The organism is Variovorax sp. KBS0712 (assembly GCF_006323185.2).
GTDB lineage: Bacteria > Pseudomonadota > Gammaproteobacteria > Burkholderiales > Burkholderiaceae_C > Variovorax > Variovorax boronicumulans.
Genome location: NZ_VCCD02000002.1, coordinates 654,679 through 672,953 on the forward strand (window position 1 = coordinate 654,679; position 18,275 = coordinate 672,953).

At 69.5% G+C, this 18,275-nt stretch carries 19 protein-coding genes and 1 pseudogene; 14 read left to right on the plus strand and 6 right to left on the minus strand.

What is annotated here, in order from left to right:
- The first annotated feature begins 33 nt into the window (after nt 1-33).
- From FFI97_RS20000 to FFI97_RS20010, 3 genes are read left to right on the plus strand one after another with little or no spacing between them, the layout of a single operon-like run.
- Nucleotides 34-1,026, plus strand: a complete 993-nt coding sequence (locus FFI97_RS20000) for a Bug family tripartite tricarboxylate transporter substrate binding protein (RefSeq protein WP_062479517.1) — start codon at nt 34-36, stop codon at nt 1,024-1,026.
- Between the two features lie 5 nt (nt 1,027-1,031).
- Nucleotides 1,032-2,771, plus strand: a complete 1,740-nt coding sequence (locus FFI97_RS20005) for an acyl-CoA dehydrogenase family protein (protein ID WP_139699938.1) — start codon at nt 1,032-1,034, stop codon at nt 2,769-2,771.
- A gap of 36 nt (nt 2,772-2,807) precedes the next feature.
- A complete protein-coding gene (locus tag FFI97_RS20010) occupies nt 2,808-3,299 on the plus strand; it encodes a MarR family winged helix-turn-helix transcriptional regulator (RefSeq protein WP_139699939.1) in 492 nt (163 codons plus the stop codon).
- A 16-nt stretch (nt 3,300-3,315) separates the two neighbouring features.
- On the opposite strand, the gene FFI97_RS20015 is transcribed toward FFI97_RS20010, so the two are convergent.
- Nucleotides 3,316-3,969 carry a TetR/AcrR family transcriptional regulator gene (locus FFI97_RS20015; protein WP_139699947.1) on the minus strand — a complete coding sequence of 218 codons (654 nt, stop codon included), beginning with the start codon at nt 3,967-3,969 and terminating at the stop codon, nt 3,316-3,318.
- 121 nt (nt 3,970-4,090) lie between these two features.
- On the opposite strand from FFI97_RS20015, the gene FFI97_RS20020 reads away from it, so the two are divergent.
- The 5 genes from FFI97_RS20020 to FFI97_RS20040 all read left to right on the plus strand — a co-directional run bounded on the left by FFI97_RS20020 (nt 4,091) and on the right by FFI97_RS20040 (nt 7,534).
- Nucleotides 4,091-4,534: a VOC family protein gene (locus FFI97_RS20020; protein WP_139699950.1), complete on the plus strand. Its 444-nt coding sequence runs from the start codon at nt 4,091-4,093 to the stop codon at nt 4,532-4,534.
- Between the two features lie 46 nt (nt 4,535-4,580).
- A complete protein-coding gene (locus FFI97_RS20025; RefSeq protein WP_139699952.1) occupies nt 4,581-5,108 on the plus strand; it encodes an SRPBCC family protein in 528 nt (175 codons plus the stop codon).
- Between the two features lie 47 nt (nt 5,109-5,155).
- Entirely contained in the window at nt 5,156-5,575 is a 420-nt protein-coding gene (locus FFI97_RS20030) for a VOC family protein (protein ID WP_139699953.1), read from the plus strand.
- 50 nt (nt 5,576-5,625) lie between these two features.
- Nucleotides 5,626-7,101 (plus strand): DHA2 family efflux MFS transporter permease subunit, encoded by a 1,476-nt coding sequence (locus tag FFI97_RS20035; RefSeq protein WP_139699955.1) that lies wholly within the window; start codon nt 5,626-5,628, stop codon nt 7,099-7,101.
- 70 nt (nt 7,102-7,171) lie between these two features.
- Nucleotides 7,172-7,534 carry a DUF1428 domain-containing protein gene (locus FFI97_RS20040; RefSeq protein ID WP_062479540.1) on the plus strand — a complete coding sequence of 121 codons (363 nt, stop codon included), beginning with the start codon at nt 7,172-7,174 and terminating at the stop codon, nt 7,532-7,534.
- Nucleotides 7,535-7,541: 7 nt separating this feature from the next.
- Here the strand turns inward: FFI97_RS20040 and FFI97_RS20045 are convergent, their stop codons facing one another.
- On the minus strand, nt 7,542-8,300 hold the full coding sequence (locus tag FFI97_RS20045; protein ID WP_070061947.1) for a sulfite exporter TauE/SafE family protein: 759 nt from the start codon (nt 8,298-8,300) through the stop codon (nt 7,542-7,544).
- 187 nt (nt 8,301-8,487) lie between these two features.
- Here FFI97_RS20045 and FFI97_RS20050 point away from each other — a divergent pair, with 187 nt between their 5' ends.
- The 4 genes from FFI97_RS20050 to FFI97_RS20065 all read left to right on the plus strand — a co-directional run bounded on the left by FFI97_RS20050 (nt 8,488) and on the right by FFI97_RS20065 (nt 12,463).
- Complete coding sequence (locus FFI97_RS20050) at nt 8,488-9,270, plus strand: FadR/GntR family transcriptional regulator (protein ID WP_139699957.1); 783 nt, start codon at nt 8,488-8,490, stop codon at nt 9,268-9,270.
- Between the two features lie 116 nt (nt 9,271-9,386).
- On the plus strand, nt 9,387-10,796 hold the full coding sequence (locus FFI97_RS20055) for an amidase family protein (RefSeq protein WP_139699959.1): 1,410 nt from the start codon (nt 9,387-9,389) through the stop codon (nt 10,794-10,796).
- Nucleotides 10,797-10,845: 49 nt separating this feature from the next.
- A complete protein-coding gene (locus FFI97_RS20060; RefSeq protein ID WP_139699961.1) occupies nt 10,846-11,850 on the plus strand; it encodes a tripartite tricarboxylate transporter substrate-binding protein in 1,005 nt (334 codons plus the stop codon).
- A gap of 139 nt (nt 11,851-11,989) precedes the next feature.
- Entirely contained in the window at nt 11,990-12,463 is a 474-nt protein-coding gene (locus FFI97_RS20065) for a DoxX family protein (RefSeq protein WP_139699963.1), read from the plus strand.
- Nucleotide 12,464: 1 nt separating this feature from the next.
- Here the strand turns inward: FFI97_RS20065 and FFI97_RS20070 are convergent, their stop codons facing one another.
- Entirely contained in the window at nt 12,465-13,190 is a 726-nt protein-coding gene (locus tag FFI97_RS20070) for a Crp/Fnr family transcriptional regulator (protein ID WP_139700373.1), read from the minus strand.
- A 43-nt stretch (nt 13,191-13,233) separates the two neighbouring features.
- Here FFI97_RS20070 and FFI97_RS34440 point away from each other — a divergent pair.
- Nucleotides 13,234-14,894: pseudogene (locus tag FFI97_RS34440) on the plus strand (adenylate/guanylate cyclase domain-containing protein).
- A gap of 117 nt (nt 14,895-15,011) precedes the next feature.
- Nucleotides 15,012-15,371: a hypothetical protein gene (locus FFI97_RS20080; RefSeq protein WP_062479876.1), complete on the plus strand. Its 360-nt coding sequence runs from the start codon at nt 15,012-15,014 to the stop codon at nt 15,369-15,371.
- On the opposite strand, the gene rtcA is transcribed toward FFI97_RS20080, so the two are convergent.
- From rtcA to FFI97_RS20095, 3 genes are read right to left on the minus strand one after another with little or no spacing between them, the layout of a single operon-like run.
- A complete protein-coding gene (rtcA, locus tag FFI97_RS20085; RefSeq protein ID WP_139699964.1) occupies nt 15,372-16,472 on the minus strand; it encodes an RNA 3'-terminal phosphate cyclase in 1,101 nt (366 codons plus the stop codon).
- A gap of 18 nt (nt 16,473-16,490) precedes the next feature.
- Nucleotides 16,491-16,844, minus strand: coding sequence for a zinc-ribbon domain-containing protein (locus FFI97_RS20090; RefSeq protein WP_139699966.1), 354 nt, complete (start codon nt 16,842-16,844; stop codon nt 16,491-16,493).
- A gap of 14 nt (nt 16,845-16,858) precedes the next feature.
- The gene (locus FFI97_RS20095; RefSeq protein ID WP_139699968.1) at nt 16,859-18,223 is read right to left on the minus strand and encodes a hypothetical protein; all 1,365 of its coding nucleotides are present in this window, start codon (nt 18,221-18,223) and stop codon (nt 16,859-16,861) included.
- Nucleotides 18,224-18,275 lie beyond the last annotated feature (52 nt).

Genomic DNA, 18,275 nt, shown 5'->3' on the forward strand with positions numbered 1-18,275 from the left:
TCCCGCCCCCGCAGACAACCAGGAGACAAGACCATGACCACCCGACGCCAATTCACGGCGGCGCTCGGCGGCACCGCCGCGCTCGCCGCATTGCATCCCCTTGCCGCACTCGCCCAGGCGGTGCAGCAGCAGGTGAAGATCTACTACGGCTTCCCGGCCGGCAGCGCGGGCGACAGCGTGGCCCGCCGCGTGGCCGACAAGCTGGGCAACACGCCCTTCACCGCCACCAACCCGGTGGTCGAGAACAAGCCCGGCGCGGGCGGGCGCATCGCGCTCGACACGCTCAAGACCTCGCCGGCCGACGGTTCGGTGCTGTGCCTCGCGCAGGCTTCGGCGCTGTCGATCTACCCGCACATCTACACCAAGCTCAGCTACGCCATCCCAGACTTCGCGCCCATCTCCATCGGCGCCGTGATGACGCACGGCCTGGCCGTCGGCCCGATGGTGCCGGCCAGCGTGAAGACGCTGAAGGACTACATCGCCTGGGCCAAGGCCAACCCCGGCCAGGCCAGCTACGGCTCGCCGGGCGCGGGCTCCACGCCGCACTTTTTGGGCGCGCTGCTGGGCCTGAGCACCGGCACCGACCTGCGCCACGTGCCCTACCGCGGCTCGCTGCCCGGCATCAACGACGTGGTGGGCGGCCAGATCGCCTCGTGCCTGACGCCCGCCGGCGACTGCCTGCCCTTCGCCAAGGCCGGCAAGCTGCGCGTGCTCGCCACCTCGGGCGCGCAGCGCCCGGCCTACCTGCCCGACGTGCCCACCTTCACCGAGCAGGGCTTCCCCGAGATCGTGGCCGACGAGTGGTTCGGTTTCTTCGCACCGGCGAAGACGCCGGCCGCAACCATCGCCGTCGCGAGCACCGCGATCCAGGCCGCGCTGAAGGACAAGGCCGTGGCCGACGGCCTGCTGTCGGTGGGCCTGATCGCGCACGGCTCCTCGCCCGAGGAGATGAAGAAGTCGCTGCAGTCCGAGTACGAACGCTGGGGCCCGCTGGTCAAGAAGATCGGCTTCACCGCCGAGTCCTGAACCCCATGCATTACCAGCCTCGCCCCGAAGACGTCCGCTTCCTGTTGAACGCGGTGCTCGATGCGCCCACGCGCCTGCGCGCCCTCGCGCCCTTCGCGGAGGTCGACGAGCCGCTGCAGTCGCAGGTGCTCGAGGAAGCCGCACGCTTCGTCGGCGAGGTGATCGCGCCGCTGAACCGCGAAGGCGACGAGGTGGGTTGCCGCTTCGATGGCGGCGAGGTCGTCACGCCCCCGGGCTTTCGCGCGGCGTACCAGGCCTTCGTGGACGGCGGCTGGCCGGCGCTCTCCGCCGCGACCGAAGACGGCGGCCAGGGCCTGCCCGCGGTGCTCGAAGCCATCCTCTACGAATGGCTCAGCGCCGCGAACCACGGCTTCACCATGGCGCCGGGGCTGCTGCACGGCGCATACGCCTGCCTCAAGCACCACGGCAGCGACGAATTGAAGGCGCGCTATTTGCAGAAGATCGCGACCGGCGAATGGCTCGCGACCATGTGCCTCACCGAAGCGCATGCCGGCAGCGACCTCGGCCAGGTGCGCACGCGCGCCACGGCGCAGGCCGACGGCAGTGTGCGCGTGAACGGCAGCAAGATCTTCATTTCAGGCGGCGAGCACGACCTCACGCCGAACATCGTGCACCTCGTGCTGTGCCGCCTGCCCGATGCACCGGCAGGGCCCAAGGGCCTGTCGCTGGCGCTCGTGCCCAAGCGGCTGCCCGACGGTGCGCGCAATGCGGTGCACTGCGAGCGCATCGAAGAAAAGATGGGCCTGCACGGCAGCCCGACCTGCACGATGCGCTTCGACGACGCCACCGGCTGGCTGGTCGGCGAACCCGGTCGCGGGCTGGCCGCGATGTTCGTGATGATGAACGCGGCGCGCCTGCACGTGGCGCTGCAGGGCATCGGCCTGCTCGACGCCGCCTGGCAGAAGGCCGACGCCTACGCCGCCGAGCGCCGCCAGATGCGCGCGCCCGGCGCCGCGCCCGCCAGCCGCGGCACGGAGGTGGCCGACCTGATCGCCGAGCACCCGGCCGTGCGCCGCATCCTCGACACGCAGCGCGCCTGGATCGAGGGCTCGCGCGCGCTGGCCTACCGCAGCGCGCTGATGCTCGACGTCGCCACGCACGACAGCGACCCCAAGGCCCGTGAGCGCGCGCAGCGCTGGTGCTCGCTCGTCACGCCGGTGCTCAAGGCCGCCTGCACGCAGCAGGCCTTCCACGGCGCGAGCGACTGCCTGCAGGTGTTCGGCGGCCACGGCTACGTGCGCGAATGGGGCGTCGAGCAGGTGGTGCGCGACGCGCGCGTGACCATGATTTACGAGGGCACCAACGAGATCCAGGCCATCGACCTGCTGGTGCGCAAGGTGCTGCCCGACGGCGGCGCGGCGCTGTCGGCCGTGCTGCTCGAACTGCGCGACACGCTCGACGCCTCGCGCGAGGCCGATGCCGACGTGCAGCGCCGGCTGGCGCAGCTGCGTTACCTGGGCACCACGGTGGCGATGGCGGCGCACGCCAACCCCGTGCTGCCTTACGAGGTGGCGGACGACTTCCTGCGCGTGACGGCGCTCACGCTGATGGCGTGGGCCTGGGCCCGCATCGAAGTGGCCGCGCCCGATGATGCGGATCGCCTTCGCGCCGCGGCGGCCTTCCGGCGCTGGGTGCTGCCCGAGTTCGAGATGCGCCTGGGCATCGTCAAGCGGGCTTGTGAGGGTGTCGCACTGGCGCATTCCGCACAAGAGGCGTCACGCTAGTTGTTCGAGAAAGCAACGCGCGGTTACGCTCGCCGCATGCCTCCTCCCGCGAAAACACCGTCCGCCAAAACCGAATCCGCCGCCGTGCCGTCTCCCCGCACGGACCGGCTCGACGCCCGCGTGCTCGAAGGGCTGGTCGGCTACAACGCCCGGCGCGCCTGGCTGATCGTGAGCACCGTGTTCGCCGACCGCATGGCGCCCTACGGCCTCAAGCAGATCGACTTCTCGGTGCTCTCGCTGCTGGCGCACAACCCGGGCGCCACCTCGCGGCAGCTGTGCAACACGCTGGACATCCTGCCGCCCAACCTCGTGAGCCTGGTGGCCACGCTGGACGGCCGCGGCCTCATCGAACGCCGCCCGCACCCGCACGACGGCCGCGCCGTCGGCCTGCACCTCACGCCGGCCGGCGAGACGCTGATCCGCGAGGCCGAGCAGGCCGTGGTGCAACTGGAAACCGAAGCCAGCAGCCGCCTGAGCACGCGCGAGCGCGAGACGCTCATCAAGCTGCTGCAGAAGATCTATCTCTGACCTTTGAACGCGGCGATCACAGCCCGCGTTCCACCATGTCGATCAGGCGCTGCCCCAGCGCGTGCGTGGCCGCCGCGTCGACCCCGCGCAGCGGGCCGTCGATGATGAGCAACGCCAGCCCGTGCACCGCCGACCACGCGAGGTATTCGGCGCCCGGGCGCCGCGCCGGGTCGAGCAGGCCCGCGTCCACGAGCCGGTCGACGGCCGCGCCCAGCAACTCGAACGGGTTCATGCCGCTGGCGCCCGCGCCGTCGGGACCGACGTCGCCCTGCGCGTCTTCCGACACCACGAAGGCCGTGCGAAACAGCCCCGGCTGCGCCTGCGCAAAGCGCAGATAAGCGGTGCCGATGGCGCGCACCTGGGCGCGCGCGAAGTCGGCGGGCGGCTGGTCGCAGGGCAGCACGGCGAGTTCGCTTTCCATCGCCTTGGCCGCCTCCGACAGCGCCGCGGCGCGCACCGCCAGCAGCAGGTCGTGCCGGCTGGCGAAGTGGCGATACGCCGCGTTCGGCACCACGCCCACGCGGCGCGTGGCCTCGCGCAGCACCACGGCACTGGGGCCCCCGTCCCGCGCCAGTTCGATGCCCGCATCCAGCAACGCACGGCGCAGGTCGCCGTGGCGGTAGGTGCTGCGCGCGGGCGGCAGGCTTTCGGGAACGTTGTTGAGCTTCATCGCGACTCCATGTGGACACTGTCCATTATCTCTGCTATTCTTTGTGGACGGTGTACACAAAGTAATTCCATTGTTTTCGCGCAGACCCGTTGTGCCCGTGAACCAACCAAAAGGAAACGCCATGAAAGTCCAGTCTTACCTGTCCTTCGAAGGTCGTTGCGACGAAGCGATTGCCTTCTACAAGAAGGCGCTCGGCGCCGAAGTCGTGCAGCTGATGCGCTACAGCGAGGCGCCGGCCACCGGCGGCCCCGAGGGCAACCCCGACGCCGGCTGCGCCGGCGGCATGCCCGGCCCTGACAAAGTGATGCATTCGGTCTTGCGCATCGGCCAGACCGAGCTCATGCTGTCCGACGGACGCTGCTCCGGCCAGGCCGAGTTCAAGGGGATCATGCTGTCGCTGTCGGCCGACAGCGACGCCGACGCCCGCAAGTGGTTCGACGCACTGGCCGACGGCGGCCAGGTGATGCAGCCGCTGATCCCGACCTTCTTCACCACCAGCTTCGGCATGCTCAGCGACCGCTTCGGCGTGGGCTGGCTGCTGGTGGCGGACCCGGCCGCCGCGTGATGCGCGAGGGCTTGCTCTTCACTCTTCCCACACGCTTTTTTTCATCATGCTCAAGACCATCGTCCTCGCCGTCCTCGCGCTGATTGCCGCGCTGCTCATCTACGGCGCCACGCGGCCCGACAGCTTTCGCGTCGAGCGCACCACGCGCATCGAGGCACCGGCCGAAAAAATCTTTCCGCTGATCGACGACTTCCACCGCTGGGGCGCGTGGTCGCCCTACGAGAAGCTCGACCCGGCCATGAAGCGCACCTACGGCGGCGGCGCCAGCGGCAAGGGCGCGACCTACGCCTGGGAAGGCAACAGCAAGGCGGGCGCGGGCACGATGGAAATCACCGAATCACAGCCGGCGTCGAAGGTCGCGATCAAGCTCGACTTCGTGAAGCCCTTCGAAGGCCACAACACGGCCGAGTTCACGCTGCAGCCGCAGGGCGGCGCCACGCAGGTCACCTGGGCCATGTACGGCCCGAGCCCCTACATGGCCAAGCTCATGGGCATCTTCTTCGACATGGACCAGATGATCGGCAAGGACTTCGAGGCGGGCCTGGCCAATCTGAAGAGCGCAACCGAGAAGTAACCGCCTCTTTCCTCCATCGACTCACCTCAATCATTCAAGGAACTCACATGTCCCCCATCAACGCTTACCTCACGTTCGACGGCAATGCCGCCGAGGCCATGCGCTTTTACGAGAAGACGCTGCGCGGCACCATGCAGATGATGATGACCGTCGGCGAAGCGCCCGACACCGAGCAGATGCCGGCCGAGGCCAAGAAGCGGATCATGCATGCGTCGCTCACCTACGGCGAGGGCATCCTCATGGCCTCCGACACCATGCCGGGCCAGCCCTTCGAAGGCATGAAGGGCTTCGGCGTGGCGCTCACGCTCGACACCGTGGCCGAGGCACGGCGCATCTTCGACGCCTTCGCCGACGGCGGCTCGATCGGCATGCCGTTCGAGAAGACCTTCTGGGTCGAAGGCTTCGGCATGGTGACCGACCGCTTCGGCACGCCCTGGCTCATCAACGGCGGCAAAGCGCTGGTCTGAGCGCGGAGCCGCCTCTCTCTCTATTTTTTTCTTCGCAGGAAGCACCTTCCATGACCGAAACCCTCGACAACCGAAAGCGCTGGCTCGCCCTGATGGTGCTGTGCCTGGGCGTGCTGATGATCGTGCTGGACACCACGATCGTGAACGTGGCGTTGCCTTCGATCCGCACCGATCTCGGCTTTTCCGAGACGTCTCTGGTCTGGGTGGTGAACGCCTACATGCTGACCTTCGGCGGCTTCCTGCTGCTGGGCGGGCGGCTGGGCGACCTGTACGGCCACCGCCGCGTGTTCCTCGCGGGCCTGGTGCTGTTCACGCTGGCCTCGCTGGCCTGCGGGGTTTCGACCTCGCAGGGCCTGCTGGTGGCGGCGCGCGCGGTGCAGGGCCTGGGCGGCGCGGTGGTGTCGGCGGTGGCGCTCTCGCTCATCATGAACCTGTTCACCGAGCCGGCCGACCGCGCCAAGGCGATGGGCGTGTACGGCTTCGTGTGCGCGGGCGGCGGCAGCATCGGCGTGCTGCTGGGCGGCCTGCTCACGAGCACGCTGAGCTGGCACTGGATCTTCCTGGTCAACCTGCCGATCGGCGTGGCGGTGTATGCGCTGTGCGTGGCGCTGCTGCCCAACGCACGCGGCCATGCGCACGGCGAGAAGCTCGACGTGGCCGGCGCCATCACCGTCACCTCGTCGCTGATGCTCGCGGTGTACGGCGTGGTCAACGGCAACGAGGCGGGCTGGGGCTCCACGCAGACGGTGAGCCTGCTCGGCGCCGCCGTGGTGCTGCTGGCCGTCTTCATCGCCATCGAGGCGCGCGTGCAGCATCCGCTGATGCCGCTGGGCCTGTTCAAACTGCGCAGCGTGTCGGTGGCCAACGTGGTGGGCGTGCTGTGGGCCGCGGCCATGTTCGCGTGGTTCTTCATCTCGGCGCTGTACATGCAGCTGGTGCTGCAGTACACGCCGATGCAGATCGGGCTGGCCTTCCTGCCGGCCAACGTGATCATGGCGGTGTTCTCGCTCGGCCTCTCCGCAAAGATCGTGATGCGCTTCGGCATCCGCAAGCCGCTGGCGGCGGGGCTGTGGCTCGCGGCCCTCGGGCTGGCGCTGTTCGCGCGCGCGCCGGTCAACGGCAGCTTCGTGCTCGACGTGCTGCCCGGCATGGTGCTGCTGGGCCTGGGCGCGGGCATGGCCTTCAACCCGGTGCTGCTGGCGGCCATGAGCGAGGTCGACCCGGCCGACTCGGGCCTGGCCTCGGGCGTGGTCAACACCGCCTTCATGATGGGCGGCGCCCTGGGCCTGGCCGTGCTGGCCAGCGCCGCGGCGGCACGCACCACCGCCATGACCACCGCCGGCGCGCAGACGCCGCTGGCGCTCACCGGTGGCTACAACCTGGCATTCCTGGTCGGCGCCGTGTTCGCGGCGGCGGCGGGTCTGATCGGGGTCTTGCTGCTTCGCCCGGCTGCGCCGGGACACACCCACAACAACAACGAAGCAGCGTCGGCCCCGGGCGCGGCGGGCAAGACAGCGTCGCCGTGAACGCGACGGCGCCATGCAGCCCCCGCTTTTTCTTTTTCAACGTTTCTATCCCCTATTCAGGAGAACAGACATGGCTCGTTATGTAGACGGATTCATCGTCGCCATTCCCACCAAGAACGTCGAGGCCTACCGCAAGCTCGCGCGCAAGGCCGGCAAGGTCTGGATGGAGTACGGCGCGCTCGAGTACGTGGAGTGCATCGCCGACGACGTGAAGCCCGGCAAGCTCACGTCGTTCCCCCAAAGCGTGAAGCTCAAGGCCGACGAGACCGTGGCCTTCTCGTGGATCACCTACAAGTCGCGCAAGCACCGCGACACGATCAACAAGAAGGTCATGGCCGACCCGCGCCTGGAGGCCATGATGGACATGAAGAACCTGCCGTTCGACGGCAAGCGGATGATCTTCGGCGGCTTCAAGTCGATCGTGGAACTTTGATGCTTTCTCAGGCCAGGAAGCCGTCGTAGACGAGCTTGAGGCCCGTGAGCAGCATGCCCAGATAGACGAAGCGATAGAACCACGTCGCATCGATGCGGCGTGCAATGCGGATGCCGATCCACACGCCCAGCGGTGCGATCGGCATCAGCACGAGCGAGGTGGCCAGCGTGCGAAAGTCGAGCAGGCCGAGCCACGCGTAGGGAATCCACTTGCTGAGATTCACCACGAAGAAGAAGTAGGCCATGGTCGCCGTGAACACCACGGGCTTGAGCTTCAACGGGATCACGTAGGCATTGATCGGCGGCCCGCCCGCATGCGCGATGAAGCTGGTGAAGCCCGACACGGCCGTCAGCACCGCGCCCACCGCGCGCGACGGCAGCGGGTCGTTGGGCTTGGGCGGAAACAGCAGGCGCTGCGCCAGAAACACCAGCGTGAACACGCCCACGATGCCCGCCACCGTGTGGGCCGACAGCACGCGAAACAGCAGCGTGCCGATCACCGTGCCGACCAGCCCGAACGGAATCAGGAACTTGAGCAGCGAGCGATCGAAGTCGCGCCGGAACGCAGCCAGGCCGAGCAGGTCCATGAGCAGCAGCAGCGGCATCAGGATCGCCGCCGCCTGCGGGACGGTGACGGCCAGCGCCATCATCGGCACGGCCAGCGACCCGAATCCGGCGCCGAAGCCGCTCTTGCTGATGCCGAGCAGCAGCACGGCGGGGACGGCGACCGCGTAGAACGACGGGTCGGTGATGAGGGGAAAAACCATGGGGAAACCAGCAGCGCAGAAAAAAGCCCGCCAGGGGCAGGCGGGCCGTCCGGGAGCGTAGCAGGAAGCCCGGTTTCCTGCCGGCGGCCCGCCCCGACCACGCCCCGCTCCCCCCCTCACGGGACAACCCGCTTGACAGCGTTTTCGAGATTTATGACATTTATGATCATAAATACCTGAAACGCAGATGCCCCCTTCCCAACCCAAGCCTTCGCTCACGCGCGACAAGCGCGTGAAGCGCTCCGACCAGGTGGTCGACAACATCAAGCGCTGGGTCGTGCAGACCCAGCAGCAGGTCGGCAACAAGCTGCCGCAGGAGAAAGAGCTGATCGAGCAGCTCGGCGTGTCGCGCGGCACGGTGCGCGAGGCGCTGGCCGCGCTGCAGGTGCAGGGGCTGGTCGCGATCAGCACCGGCCCCAACGGCGGCGCCACGCTCACGCAGGCCTCGTACGAGCAGTGCCTGCAGGCGGTGTCGAACTTCCTGTACTTCCAGCCGGTCGACATCACGATGCTGTACGCGCTGCGCCGCGTGGTCGAGCCCGAGCTGGCCGCCAACGTGGCCACGCGCCTCACCGAGGACGACCTGGCCGCGCTGGAGGCGCTGATCGGCCACAGCCACCCGGCCCACGGCGGCAGCGCCGACTGGAACGAGCGCCGCGAGGCCGACCTGCTGTTCCATGACCGCCTGGCCGAGGCCTGCAGCAGCCCCTTCCTGGCGCTGGTGTGCCGCCTGCTCAACGACGTGATCCGCCGCGTGATCATCGTGCGCAACGCGCTCACCGAGTTCGACCAGTTCGACGAGGAGATCGTCGACAGCCACACCGAGCTGCTCGACGCGCTGCGCGCCCGCGACCCCGCGCGTGCGCGCGAGGTCATGCGCGTGCACATGGAACACGCCGAAGCCCTGGCCCTGGAGGCCGAATCCCGCGTCGACCGCGGCAGCCTGCTCATGAAGAAACCGACCGGCTGACGCCCGCGCGGCGCACGCTGATCCGCCGCCGCCCTCTTCCCTGCTCTCTCTTGCCTTCACCCCGGTCGCGCCGGGGTGCGGGATTTCCTTTGCCTGAACTTTCCTCGAGACCACCCATGACTGCATCCCCCGCCCTCTGGCAGCGCAGCGCCACCGACCTCGCCGACGCCGTGCGCCGCCGCGAGGTGTCGAGCCGCGAAGTGACGACCAGCGTGCTCGCGCGCATCGCCGAACTCAACCCGCGCCTCAATGCCCTGGCCGAGGTGCTGGCCGACGAGGCCCTGGCCAGCGCCGACGCCGCCGACGCGCGCACCCTGCGCGGCGAGCCGCTGGGCCCGCTGCACGGCGTGCCGGTGAGCATCAAGGTCAACGTGGACCAGGCCGGCCACGCCACCACCAACGGCGTGATCCCGCTGAAGGACCACATCGCCCGCGAAGACGCGCCGGTGGTGGCGCACTGGCGCAGCGCGGGCGCCGTCATCGTGGGGCGCAGCAACACGGCGACCTACTCCTCGCGCTGGTTCACCGACAACGGCGTGCACGGCCGCACGCTGAACCCGTGGGACGCGGCCATCACCCCCGGCGGCTCCAGCGGCGGCGCGGCCTCGGCGGTGGCCGCCGGCATGGGCGCGCTGGCGCACGGCAACGACATCGGCGGCTCGATCCGCTACCCCGCGTACGCCTGCGGCGTGGCCGGCCTGCGCCCCACCGCCGGCCGCGTGCCGGCCTTCAACCCGAGCGCCACGAGCGAGCGCGGCATCACGCCGCAGCTCATGTCGGTGCAAGGGCCGCTGGCGCGCAGCATCGCCGACCTGCGACTGGGCTACGAGGCCATGGCGCGCCCCGACGCGCGCGACCCGAACTGGGTGCCGGTGCCGCACGAGCTGCCGCGCCCCGCCGGCCCGCTGCGCGTGGCGCTGTTCAAGCGCGCGCCGGGCATCCCGGTGGACCCGGCCGTCACGCAGGCGCTGGACGATGCCGCCCGCTGGCTGCAGCAGGCGGGCTACGCGGTCGACGAAGCCGAGCTGCCCTGCTTCGGCGAAGCCGCCGCCCTGTGGCGCACGCTGATCGTGGACGACACCCGCCGCAACATCATCGCGGGCGTCGAGCAGCACGGCGACGACCTCATGCAGCGCAGCCAGCGCTACCTGCTCGAAGGCATGGCCGAGACCGACCGCGACGGTTTTCTGGATGCACTCGCGCGGCGCCAGGCGCTGCTGCGCAGCTGGTCGGTGTTCATGCAGACCCATCCGCTGGTGCTGATGCCCGTGTCGTGGCAGCGCCCCTGCCCGCAGGACGAAGACGTCGCCAGCCTGGAGCGCGCCCGCGCCCTCATCGATGCCCAGAGCCCGCTGCTCGCGACCGCCGCGCTGGGCATGCCCGGCCTTGCGGTGCCCACCGGCATGGCCGGCGGTGCGCCCATGGGCGTGCAGCTGCTGGCCTGGCGCTTCCGCGAAGACCTGCTGCTGGAGGCCGGCCAGGCGATCGAGGATGCGGCCCACTTCACGCCGCTGGTCGCGCAGTGATCTCTCTTTTTCTGTTCTTCCAACGATTCCAACCACCCGGAGACTTTCGATGACCCCCTTCACCTTCCCCACCGGCGCTGCGCTCTCGCGGCGCGGCCTCATCCGCGCAGCGGCGGCCACGGGCCTGGGCGGCCTGCTGCCGTACGGCGCGAACGCGCAGCCGGCGGTCAACCGCCTGATCGTGCCCTTCCCGGCCGGCGGCCCGGCCGACTTCATGGGCCGGCTGCTTTCCGAAAAGCTCAAGGACGAACTCGGCCGCCCGGTGATGGTCGACAACCGCCCCGGCGCCGGCACGCGCCTGGCGGCCGAGGTGCTGAAGAACAGCCCCGCCGACGGCACCACCATGCTGCTGGCGCCGGTCGACCCGATGTTCATCGGCCCCGCCATCTACGCCAACATGCGCTTCAACCCGGCCACCGACTTCAAGCCCGTGACCGACGTGAGCGGCATCCAGTTCGGCCTGGCCGTGAGCGCCGCCTCGCCGGTGAAAACGCTGGCCCAGTTCGTCCAGGCCGCCAAGGCCAACCCCGACCAGGGCTCGATCGGCATCACCACCGTGGGCTCGCTGCTGCACTTCCTGGCGATGGACTTCGTGGCCCTGTCGCGCAGCGGCGCCACCCTGGTGCCCTACCGCGGCGGCGCGGCCATGGTCACCGAGCTGATCGGCGGCCAGGTGGCCTCGGGCATGGACGCCACCACCACCCTCACCGAGTACCACCGCGCGGGCAAGCTGCGCGTGCTGGCCGTGGCCGGCGACAAGCGCGCCGACGGCCTGCCCGACGTGCCGACCTTCGCCGAGTCGGGCTACCCGACGCTCGTGGCCTCGTCGCGCTACGTGCTGTACGCCCACGCCAACACCGCGCCTGCCACGCTGGCGCAGTGGAACCGGGCCGTGCGCAAGGTGCTGGCCCTGCCCGACGTGCGCGAAAAGCTCGGCCGCGTGGGCTACGACCTGCTGCCTGGCGCCTCGACCGAAGAGGTGGTGCGCTACACCGACGCGCTGGCCGCACGCTGGCTGCCGGTGATCAAGGCCTCGGGCTACAAGGGCGACTGAGGCCCGGCGGCCGCGACCCAACCGCCGAAAAGTGTGCGTAAACGCACCGACCGGCGGCGGCAGGGCTCTCACACTGGCATGGCAACCGCCGCAGCCCGCGGCGGCCTTCTTCCTTTTTTCTTCCACTCAAGGATTCGCCATGAACACCCAGGCTGCCCCGATCGCCTCCGCCGCTTCGGCGTCTTCCTCCTCGTCGTTCCTTGCCACGCCCGCGGCCCGCGACGACGCCGGCAAGCTGGTGCTGCGCGTGTCGGTCGGCGTGCTGATGCTGCTGCACGGCATCTTCAAGCTCTCGGCCGGCGTCGGCTTCATCAGCGGCATGCTGGCCAAGGCCGGCCTGCCCGGCGGGCTGGCCTACCTCGTGTTCGTGGGCGAGATCGTCGCGCCGCTGCTGATGATCGCGGGCCTGTGGACGCGCGCCGCCGCCGCCGTGGTGGTGATCAACATGCTCTTCGCCTTCGGCCTCGTGCACATGGCCGACCTGTTCGCGCTGACCAAGCAGGGCGGCTGGGCGCTGGAGCTGCAGGGCCTGTACCTGTTCGGCGCACTGAGCGTGGCATTGATGGGCGCCGGCCGCTACAGCGTGGCTGGCTCCAACGGCCGCTGGAACTGATCTAGTCGCCGCGCACCTGCGACACCATCAGCGCCAGGCGCTCGGCATCGGCCACCACCAGCGCCTTGCCGTCCTTGCGCAGCACGCCGCCGCGCACCAGCGTGTTGAGTTCGCGGGTCACCTGCTCGCGGTTGGTGCTGATCTGGCTGGCCAGCGCCGCGTGCTTGGGCGCGGGCTCCAGCCGGGCCTCGTTGCCGTCGATGCCCGCCTCGCGCGCCAGGCGCAGCAGCTCGGCATGCAGGCGGTTCTGCACGCCCAGCGTGCTCAGGTCGATCACCCGCTCCGACAGCTGCCGCACCAGCGCGGCCAGCCGCTGCATCACGCGCTCAGCCACCAGCGGCTCCTCGCGCAGCAGCGCCAGGAAGGCCGCGCGGTCCAGGCTGGCGACCACGCAGGGTTCGAGCGTGACCACGTCGGCCGAACGCGGCCCGCCGTCCAGCGCGGCGATGTCGCCGAAATGCGCACCGGCCTCCGAATCGCGGAAGGTCACCTGCCGGCCGTTGGCCGCGTAGGTCGTCACCCGCACGCGGCCCGACACCAGCAGGAACACCTCGCCCTGCAGGTCGGCGCGCAGCATCAACGGCTTGCCGGCCGCCACGCTGTGCCACAGGCACTGGCGCGCCAGGTGGTCGAAGCGGTCGTCGGACAGGCCTTCGAGCAGCGCGATGCGGCGCAGCGCGAGGCTGGAGCGGGGGGTGGGTTCGGGTAGGGCCATGCCGGTGGTCATCGAGGCGCGCGCATTATGCTCGGGTGCCGCTTCGAACCCGTTCATGGACAGACGTTCCCCTCCTTCGCCTTTTTTGCTGAGAACGCCGACACGGCGCAACCTCCGCTGGGCGAGCGGGCTGGTGCTGATGGCCTACATCACGGCGCACCTGCTGAACCATTCGCTGGGCATCGTCTCCTTCGCCGCGGCCGAGACCGTGCTGCGCGGCGTGCAGAAGTTCTGGCACAGCCTGCCCGGCACGCTGCTGCTGTACGGCGCCGCCCTCACCCACCTCGTGCTCGCCGTGGCCGCCCTGTGGGAGCGCCGCACCCTGCGCATGCCGCCGCTCGAAGCCCTGCGCGTGCTGCTGGGCTTTGCGCTGCCGCTGCTGCTGGCCACCCACCTCACCGCCATGCGCGGCGCCTGGCTGGCCTACGGCATCGAGGGCTCGTACGTGCGCGTGGTCTGGGGCCTGTGGGACCTGGCCGGCGCGGGCGCGCAGCTGGGCATGATGCTCGCCGCCTGGGCCCACGGCTGCCTCGGCCTGCACTTCGCGCTGCGCGTGCGCCCGCTCTACCGGCGCCTGTTCGCGCCGCTGCTCGCCGTGGCCGTGCTGCTGCCGGTGACCGCCGCGATGGGCTTCGTCTCGATGGGGCGCGAGTTCCAGTGGACCGGCGTGCCGCCCGTCGTGCTGCCGACGCCCGAACAGGGCCGCGCGCTCAACGCCGCCGAGACCAACATCAAGCTCTATTACGCCTTGGCGCTGCTGGCCCTGCTCGCAGCCTACGCGGCGCGCAGCCGCCTGGCCCGGCGCGCGCGCGGCGCCACCGTGGCGCTGCGCTACCCCGACCGCACCGTGCACGTGCCGCCCGGCTGGAGCGTGCTCGAAGCCAGCCGCTCGCACGGCATCGCGCACGTGTCGATCTGCGGCGGGCGCGCGCGCTGCTCCACCTGCCGTGTGCGCGTGGGCGGCGCACCCAGGAACACATCGGCACGCCGGGCCGTGACGAGCAGCGCACGCTCGAGCGCGTGCGCGCCCCGCACGACGTGCGGCTGGCCTGCCAGCTGCGCCCGCGCGGCAGCATCGAGGTGACGCCGCTGTTCGCGCCGCTGCCGCGCGAAGGCCGGCCCGCGCCGGTCGGCCGCTTCGGGCACGAGCGCGACGTGGCGATTTTGTTCGTCGACCTGCGGCGCTGGTCGGGCCTCTCGGAGCGGCAGTGGCCCTTCGACCTGGCCTACGTGCTCGACCGCTACTTCGCCATCGTGGGCGCTGCCGTGCGCGAGAGCGGCGGCGTGCCCAACCAGTTCATCGGCGACAGCGTGATGGCCATCTTCGGCCTCGAGAGTGACCTGCCCACCGCCTGCCGGCAGGCCCTGCACGCCACCCAACTCATCGGCGAGCGCATGGACGCATGGAACATCGACTTCCAGGCCCAGTTCGGCCAGCACCTGGACTTCGGCATGGGCCTGCACGCCGGGCGCGCGGCCGTCGGCGAGGTCGGCTACCTCGAGACCACCACCTTCACCGCCATCGGCGAAGTGGTCAACACCGCGAGCCGGCTGCAGGACCATTCAAAGACTGCGTCAGCGCGGCTCGTGGTCTCGCAGTTCGCGGCGCAACAGGCCGGCGCTGAAGAGACGCTGGGCGAGGTCGACACGCTGAACGTGCGCGGGCGCTCCGAACCGCTGGCCGTGATGTATTCACGCGCCGGGAAAGCGGCCTGAGCATCACCTGCCGGATTCGGTGCGCAAACGCACAGCGCCTTCCGTGATGCGGTTTCACACTGCAGCCTGTGGCAACGACGACTGTCCGCCGCCCACAGACTCAAGGGAAATCTCATCATGAACAGCAAGCAACTCCTCGCCATTTCCGCCGCCGCCTTCGCCCTGCTGGGCACCGTGGGCGCGGCCCACGCCGAAACGTATGAAGGCGTGCACGCCATCACCTCGGCCGCCAGCCGTGCCGACGTGCGCACCCAAGCCGTCGCCGCCGCGCGCAACGGCAACGAATACTCCGACGCTGCCGCCGAAGGCACCGTGGCCGTGACCTCCACGCTCGACCGCCAGGCCGTGCGCGACCAGGCCGTGGCCGCTGCCCACAACCCGCTGCAAAGCCTGGACCGCCGCGCCTTCTACCGCGACGAAGTGCCCGCCGCCTACAAGAAGCCGGCCGTGAGCTTCACGCGCCAGGCCGGCCTGTAATCACGACGCCACCTGCACCCGCGCCGCGCGCGGGCCTGCAGCCTCGGTGATCGTGAAGCGCACCGGCAGGAAGCGCTCGATCACCGCGCAGTTCGTGCGCGTGTGCGGCGTCACTTCGCTGCAGGTGAACGCGCCCGACTGCCCCGGTTGCCGGAACACCGCCAGCGCCAGCAGCAGCGCGAGCTGATCGGCCAGGTGCGGCCCCACGGCCGCGTCCTCGTGCTTCTGGAACGCGCGCACCTCCTTCACGAGGCCGTGCGCCACCTGCTCCGCGCTCAGCGTCTTCTCGCCGAAGGCCGTGAACACCTCGGTGAGGTGGGCGTAGGTCAGCGTCACCAGCAGCGCATTGCCAGGACCTTCGTTCTGGCGCGTCGGCACCGTGCGCAGCTGCTCGGCTTCTACCGACCAGCCCATCGCCGCGCCCACCGTCTCGAGTTCGCGCGCCGCCACATGGCGCGGCAGTCCGGGCGCCAGGCACTCGGCATGGCCCGACAGCAGATGGCCGCGTGACAGCAGGTCGAAGGCCTGCAGCCGCGCGCCTTCCGCCGCCGGCACGATCGTCGCGTCCACCTCGCCGCCACCGGCCGGATAGAAGCCGCAACGGCGCAGCACGAGCTGCAGGTCGCCGCCGAGGCGACGCACCAGCGGCGCGAACGCACGCTCCAGGAAGTGGAACGGCGGCGCCATCGGGTTGTGCGTGCCACCGCTCAGCCGCAGCCGGCTCACCTGGCCCGCGGCCTGCAGCAGCAGCGGCGGCAGCACCGTCTGCAGCACCAGCATGCAGCTGCCCGCACCGGCGATCGCAAAACGGTAGTCGCCCGCGCGCACCGGCCCCGGCACGAAGCGCAGCGACTGCGAGCCCAGCTCGGCACCCTCGACCTGCGCGCCGCTGATCTCCGCGGCCGCGTGCACGCACGCCAGGTGCTGGCGCATCAGGCCCGGCTTGGCCCGGCCCGCGCGGATCTTCGCGATGGTCAGCGGCCGGCCCGTGACCATCGACAGCGCGAGGCCGGTGCGCAGGATCTGGCCACCGCCTTCGCCTTGGGAGCCGTCGAGTTCGACGGCATCGAGTGCTCGTTGTTCTTCTTGTGCTTCCGTCATCGGGAAAGTCTTTCTTGTTCAGTCGTTTGTCGTTGTTCTCGTTCGCGACGTTCCTAGTCGGCATGCGCGACAGCGCACCGCCGTGCTGTGGATGCTGCCGAGCGCCACCTCGTACCACCACTTCTGCTGCTTGGCCGTCCACACCTCCTGAGCGCCGCAATCGCGGCAGGTGAACGCCTTGTCGACATAGAAGGTGGGCAGCGGGCCGTAGGTGTTGTTGTGCGCGGCCAGCAAGGCCGTGTCGGCCGCGACCATGCCTTCGGCGCGCAGCAGCCGTGCATCGGCCTGGCGCTGCTGCAATGCCACGGCGCGCGCGGCGCGTTCGAGGCGGTGCGCCTTGATTTCGGCGCGGCGTTGCTTGTTGCTTTTCATGATCGCAATGTTCTTCAAATAATCCGAAAGGCACGCAGGTGGAGCTCCATCTCACTCGGGAAGCCATAGGGCAGAAGAGTGCGTGGACTTTCCTCGGACAGCAGTTCTTTTCTTCGGCTCCAGAAAGCAGCCACGGTCGCCTTCTGCGCTTCTTTTGGAGGCACGTAGCAATTGGCCATCGCCTTGCACCACGAATCGACTTCAATGGTCACGGCATGGCAGAGGTCGCCGGAAAGGTTCCCTCTCTCCATGAGTGCCATGACAAACAGCAAGCGATCCCAGGGCGATCCGGACCTGAGCATTGCCATGACTTCCGGTGCGACCTCCTGACGTTCCAGACCCATGCGCATCAGCGCATCCGGGCGCGGCAGCGATGCGCCGCGCCGGATGTGCTCGACCGCGAGGCGACGTACCTTCGGTGAAGCGTCTGCCAGGATCTCCATCAATTCCTTATCGATCTCTTCGTCTTTCGCGGCACAGAGCACGAGCCATCGGGCAAGGCGCCGCAGCGGCACCACTTTCGACGCCTGCAACCCACGGGCATACCCCGTCGCGCGCGAGTCCTGCAGCAAGTGCAGCACGTGAAGGGCGGCCGTCTTTCGAGCGTCGATTTGGGGGAGTTCCAAGATCTCCGCCGCCCGACTGGCGAACTCCTCCCTGCTCACAGCCGACGAATTCACGACCAGCGAGCGCACGACCGCGCTCGTGTCGAAGCACATGGATCGGGCAAACCGCTGCACATCGAAGTCTTTCTCGCCCAGAAGCACCCGGGTGGCCGCTGCCCGCACACGCGGCAGGCATGCACGGGAAGCGATCTCGAAAAACTTGCGCCTGTCCGACGCCGACTGCAGTCGGTCTGCTGCGTTGAGGCAGAGCTGCGCCGTCGGTGGGTCGCGTGCGAGCACACCTTGTGTCAGCAGCGCCAGAAGCACTGGGCCCGCGCTCGCCCGCTGGAGACGCAGCGTGAAGATCCAACGCCGCATGGCATCGTCGAGCACCGGCGCCTGACGCTCCAGCTCGTCGGCGTTGCGCGCAAGAAAATCCTCGATGGCTGCCCGCAGCGCGCGCAGGTCGGTCCTGCGGATGCGATAAGCGAAGGCCAGCTCTGGCAAGGCATGCGCCCAATGGCCGATGAACTCGTCGCGCATGAAGGAGGCGAGGCCTTTCTTTGCAGCCTCGCCCACCCCCGGCACCCAGTCGTCGACACACACAAGAAGGATGGCGATGGCCCGTGGGTCCTGACGCCGTACCAGTTCGGCCACGACGGCTTCGCGCTGATAGCCGTCATAGGAACGTGCAAGCTCTTTCAATTCGCTGAATGCGAGCGCACTCGCATCCAGCGTCGGCACCGCCTCGGTTCTACTTTTCCACCATGTCATCGCAATGTCCTTTTCTCGGCGCCTGGAACCTGCGCCGCCTCCTCCGCCAGGG

Coding starts and splice junctions, on each gene's coding strand:
- FFI97_RS20000 (WP_062479517.1), top strand. CDS start 34: ATGACCACCCGACGCCAATTCACGGCGGCGCTCGGCGGCACCGCCGCG.
- FFI97_RS20005 (WP_139699938.1), top strand. CDS start 1,032: ATGCATTACCAGCCTCGCCCCGAAGACGTCCGCTTCCTGTTGAACGCG.
- FFI97_RS20010 (WP_139699939.1), top strand. CDS start 2,808: ATGCCTCCTCCCGCGAAAACACCGTCCGCCAAAACCGAATCCGCCGCC.
- FFI97_RS20015 (WP_139699947.1), bottom strand. CDS start 3,969: ATGAAGCTCAACAACGTTCCCGAAAGCCTGCCGCCCGCGCGCAGCACC.
- FFI97_RS20020 (WP_139699950.1), top strand. CDS start 4,091: ATGAAAGTCCAGTCTTACCTGTCCTTCGAAGGTCGTTGCGACGAAGCG.
- FFI97_RS20025 (WP_139699952.1), top strand. CDS start 4,581: ATGCTCAAGACCATCGTCCTCGCCGTCCTCGCGCTGATTGCCGCGCTG.
- FFI97_RS20030 (WP_139699953.1), top strand. CDS start 5,156: ATGTCCCCCATCAACGCTTACCTCACGTTCGACGGCAATGCCGCCGAG.
- FFI97_RS20035 (WP_139699955.1), top strand. CDS start 5,626: ATGACCGAAACCCTCGACAACCGAAAGCGCTGGCTCGCCCTGATGGTG.
- FFI97_RS20040 (WP_062479540.1), top strand. CDS start 7,172: ATGGCTCGTTATGTAGACGGATTCATCGTCGCCATTCCCACCAAGAAC.
- FFI97_RS20045 (WP_070061947.1), bottom strand. CDS start 8,300: ATGGTTTTTCCCCTCATCACCGACCCGTCGTTCTACGCGGTCGCCGTC.
- FFI97_RS20050 (WP_139699957.1), top strand. CDS start 8,488: ATGCCCCCTTCCCAACCCAAGCCTTCGCTCACGCGCGACAAGCGCGTG.
- FFI97_RS20055 (WP_139699959.1), top strand. CDS start 9,387: ATGACTGCATCCCCCGCCCTCTGGCAGCGCAGCGCCACCGACCTCGCC.
- FFI97_RS20060 (WP_139699961.1), top strand. CDS start 10,846: ATGACCCCCTTCACCTTCCCCACCGGCGCTGCGCTCTCGCGGCGCGGC.
- FFI97_RS20065 (WP_139699963.1), top strand. CDS start 11,990: ATGAACACCCAGGCTGCCCCGATCGCCTCCGCCGCTTCGGCGTCTTCC.
- FFI97_RS20070 (WP_139700373.1), bottom strand. CDS start 13,190: ATGACCACCGGCATGGCCCTACCCGAACCCACCCCCCGCTCCAGCCTC.
- FFI97_RS20080 (WP_062479876.1), top strand. CDS start 15,012: ATGAACAGCAAGCAACTCCTCGCCATTTCCGCCGCCGCCTTCGCCCTG.
- rtcA (WP_139699964.1), bottom strand. CDS start 16,472: ATGACGGAAGCACAAGAAGAACAACGAGCACTCGATGCCGTCGAACTC.
- FFI97_RS20090 (WP_139699966.1), bottom strand. CDS start 16,844: ATGAAAAGCAACAAGCAACGCCGCGCCGAAATCAAGGCGCACCGCCTC.
- FFI97_RS20095 (WP_139699968.1), bottom strand. CDS start 18,223: ATGACATGGTGGAAAAGTAGAACCGAGGCGGTGCCGACGCTGGATGCG.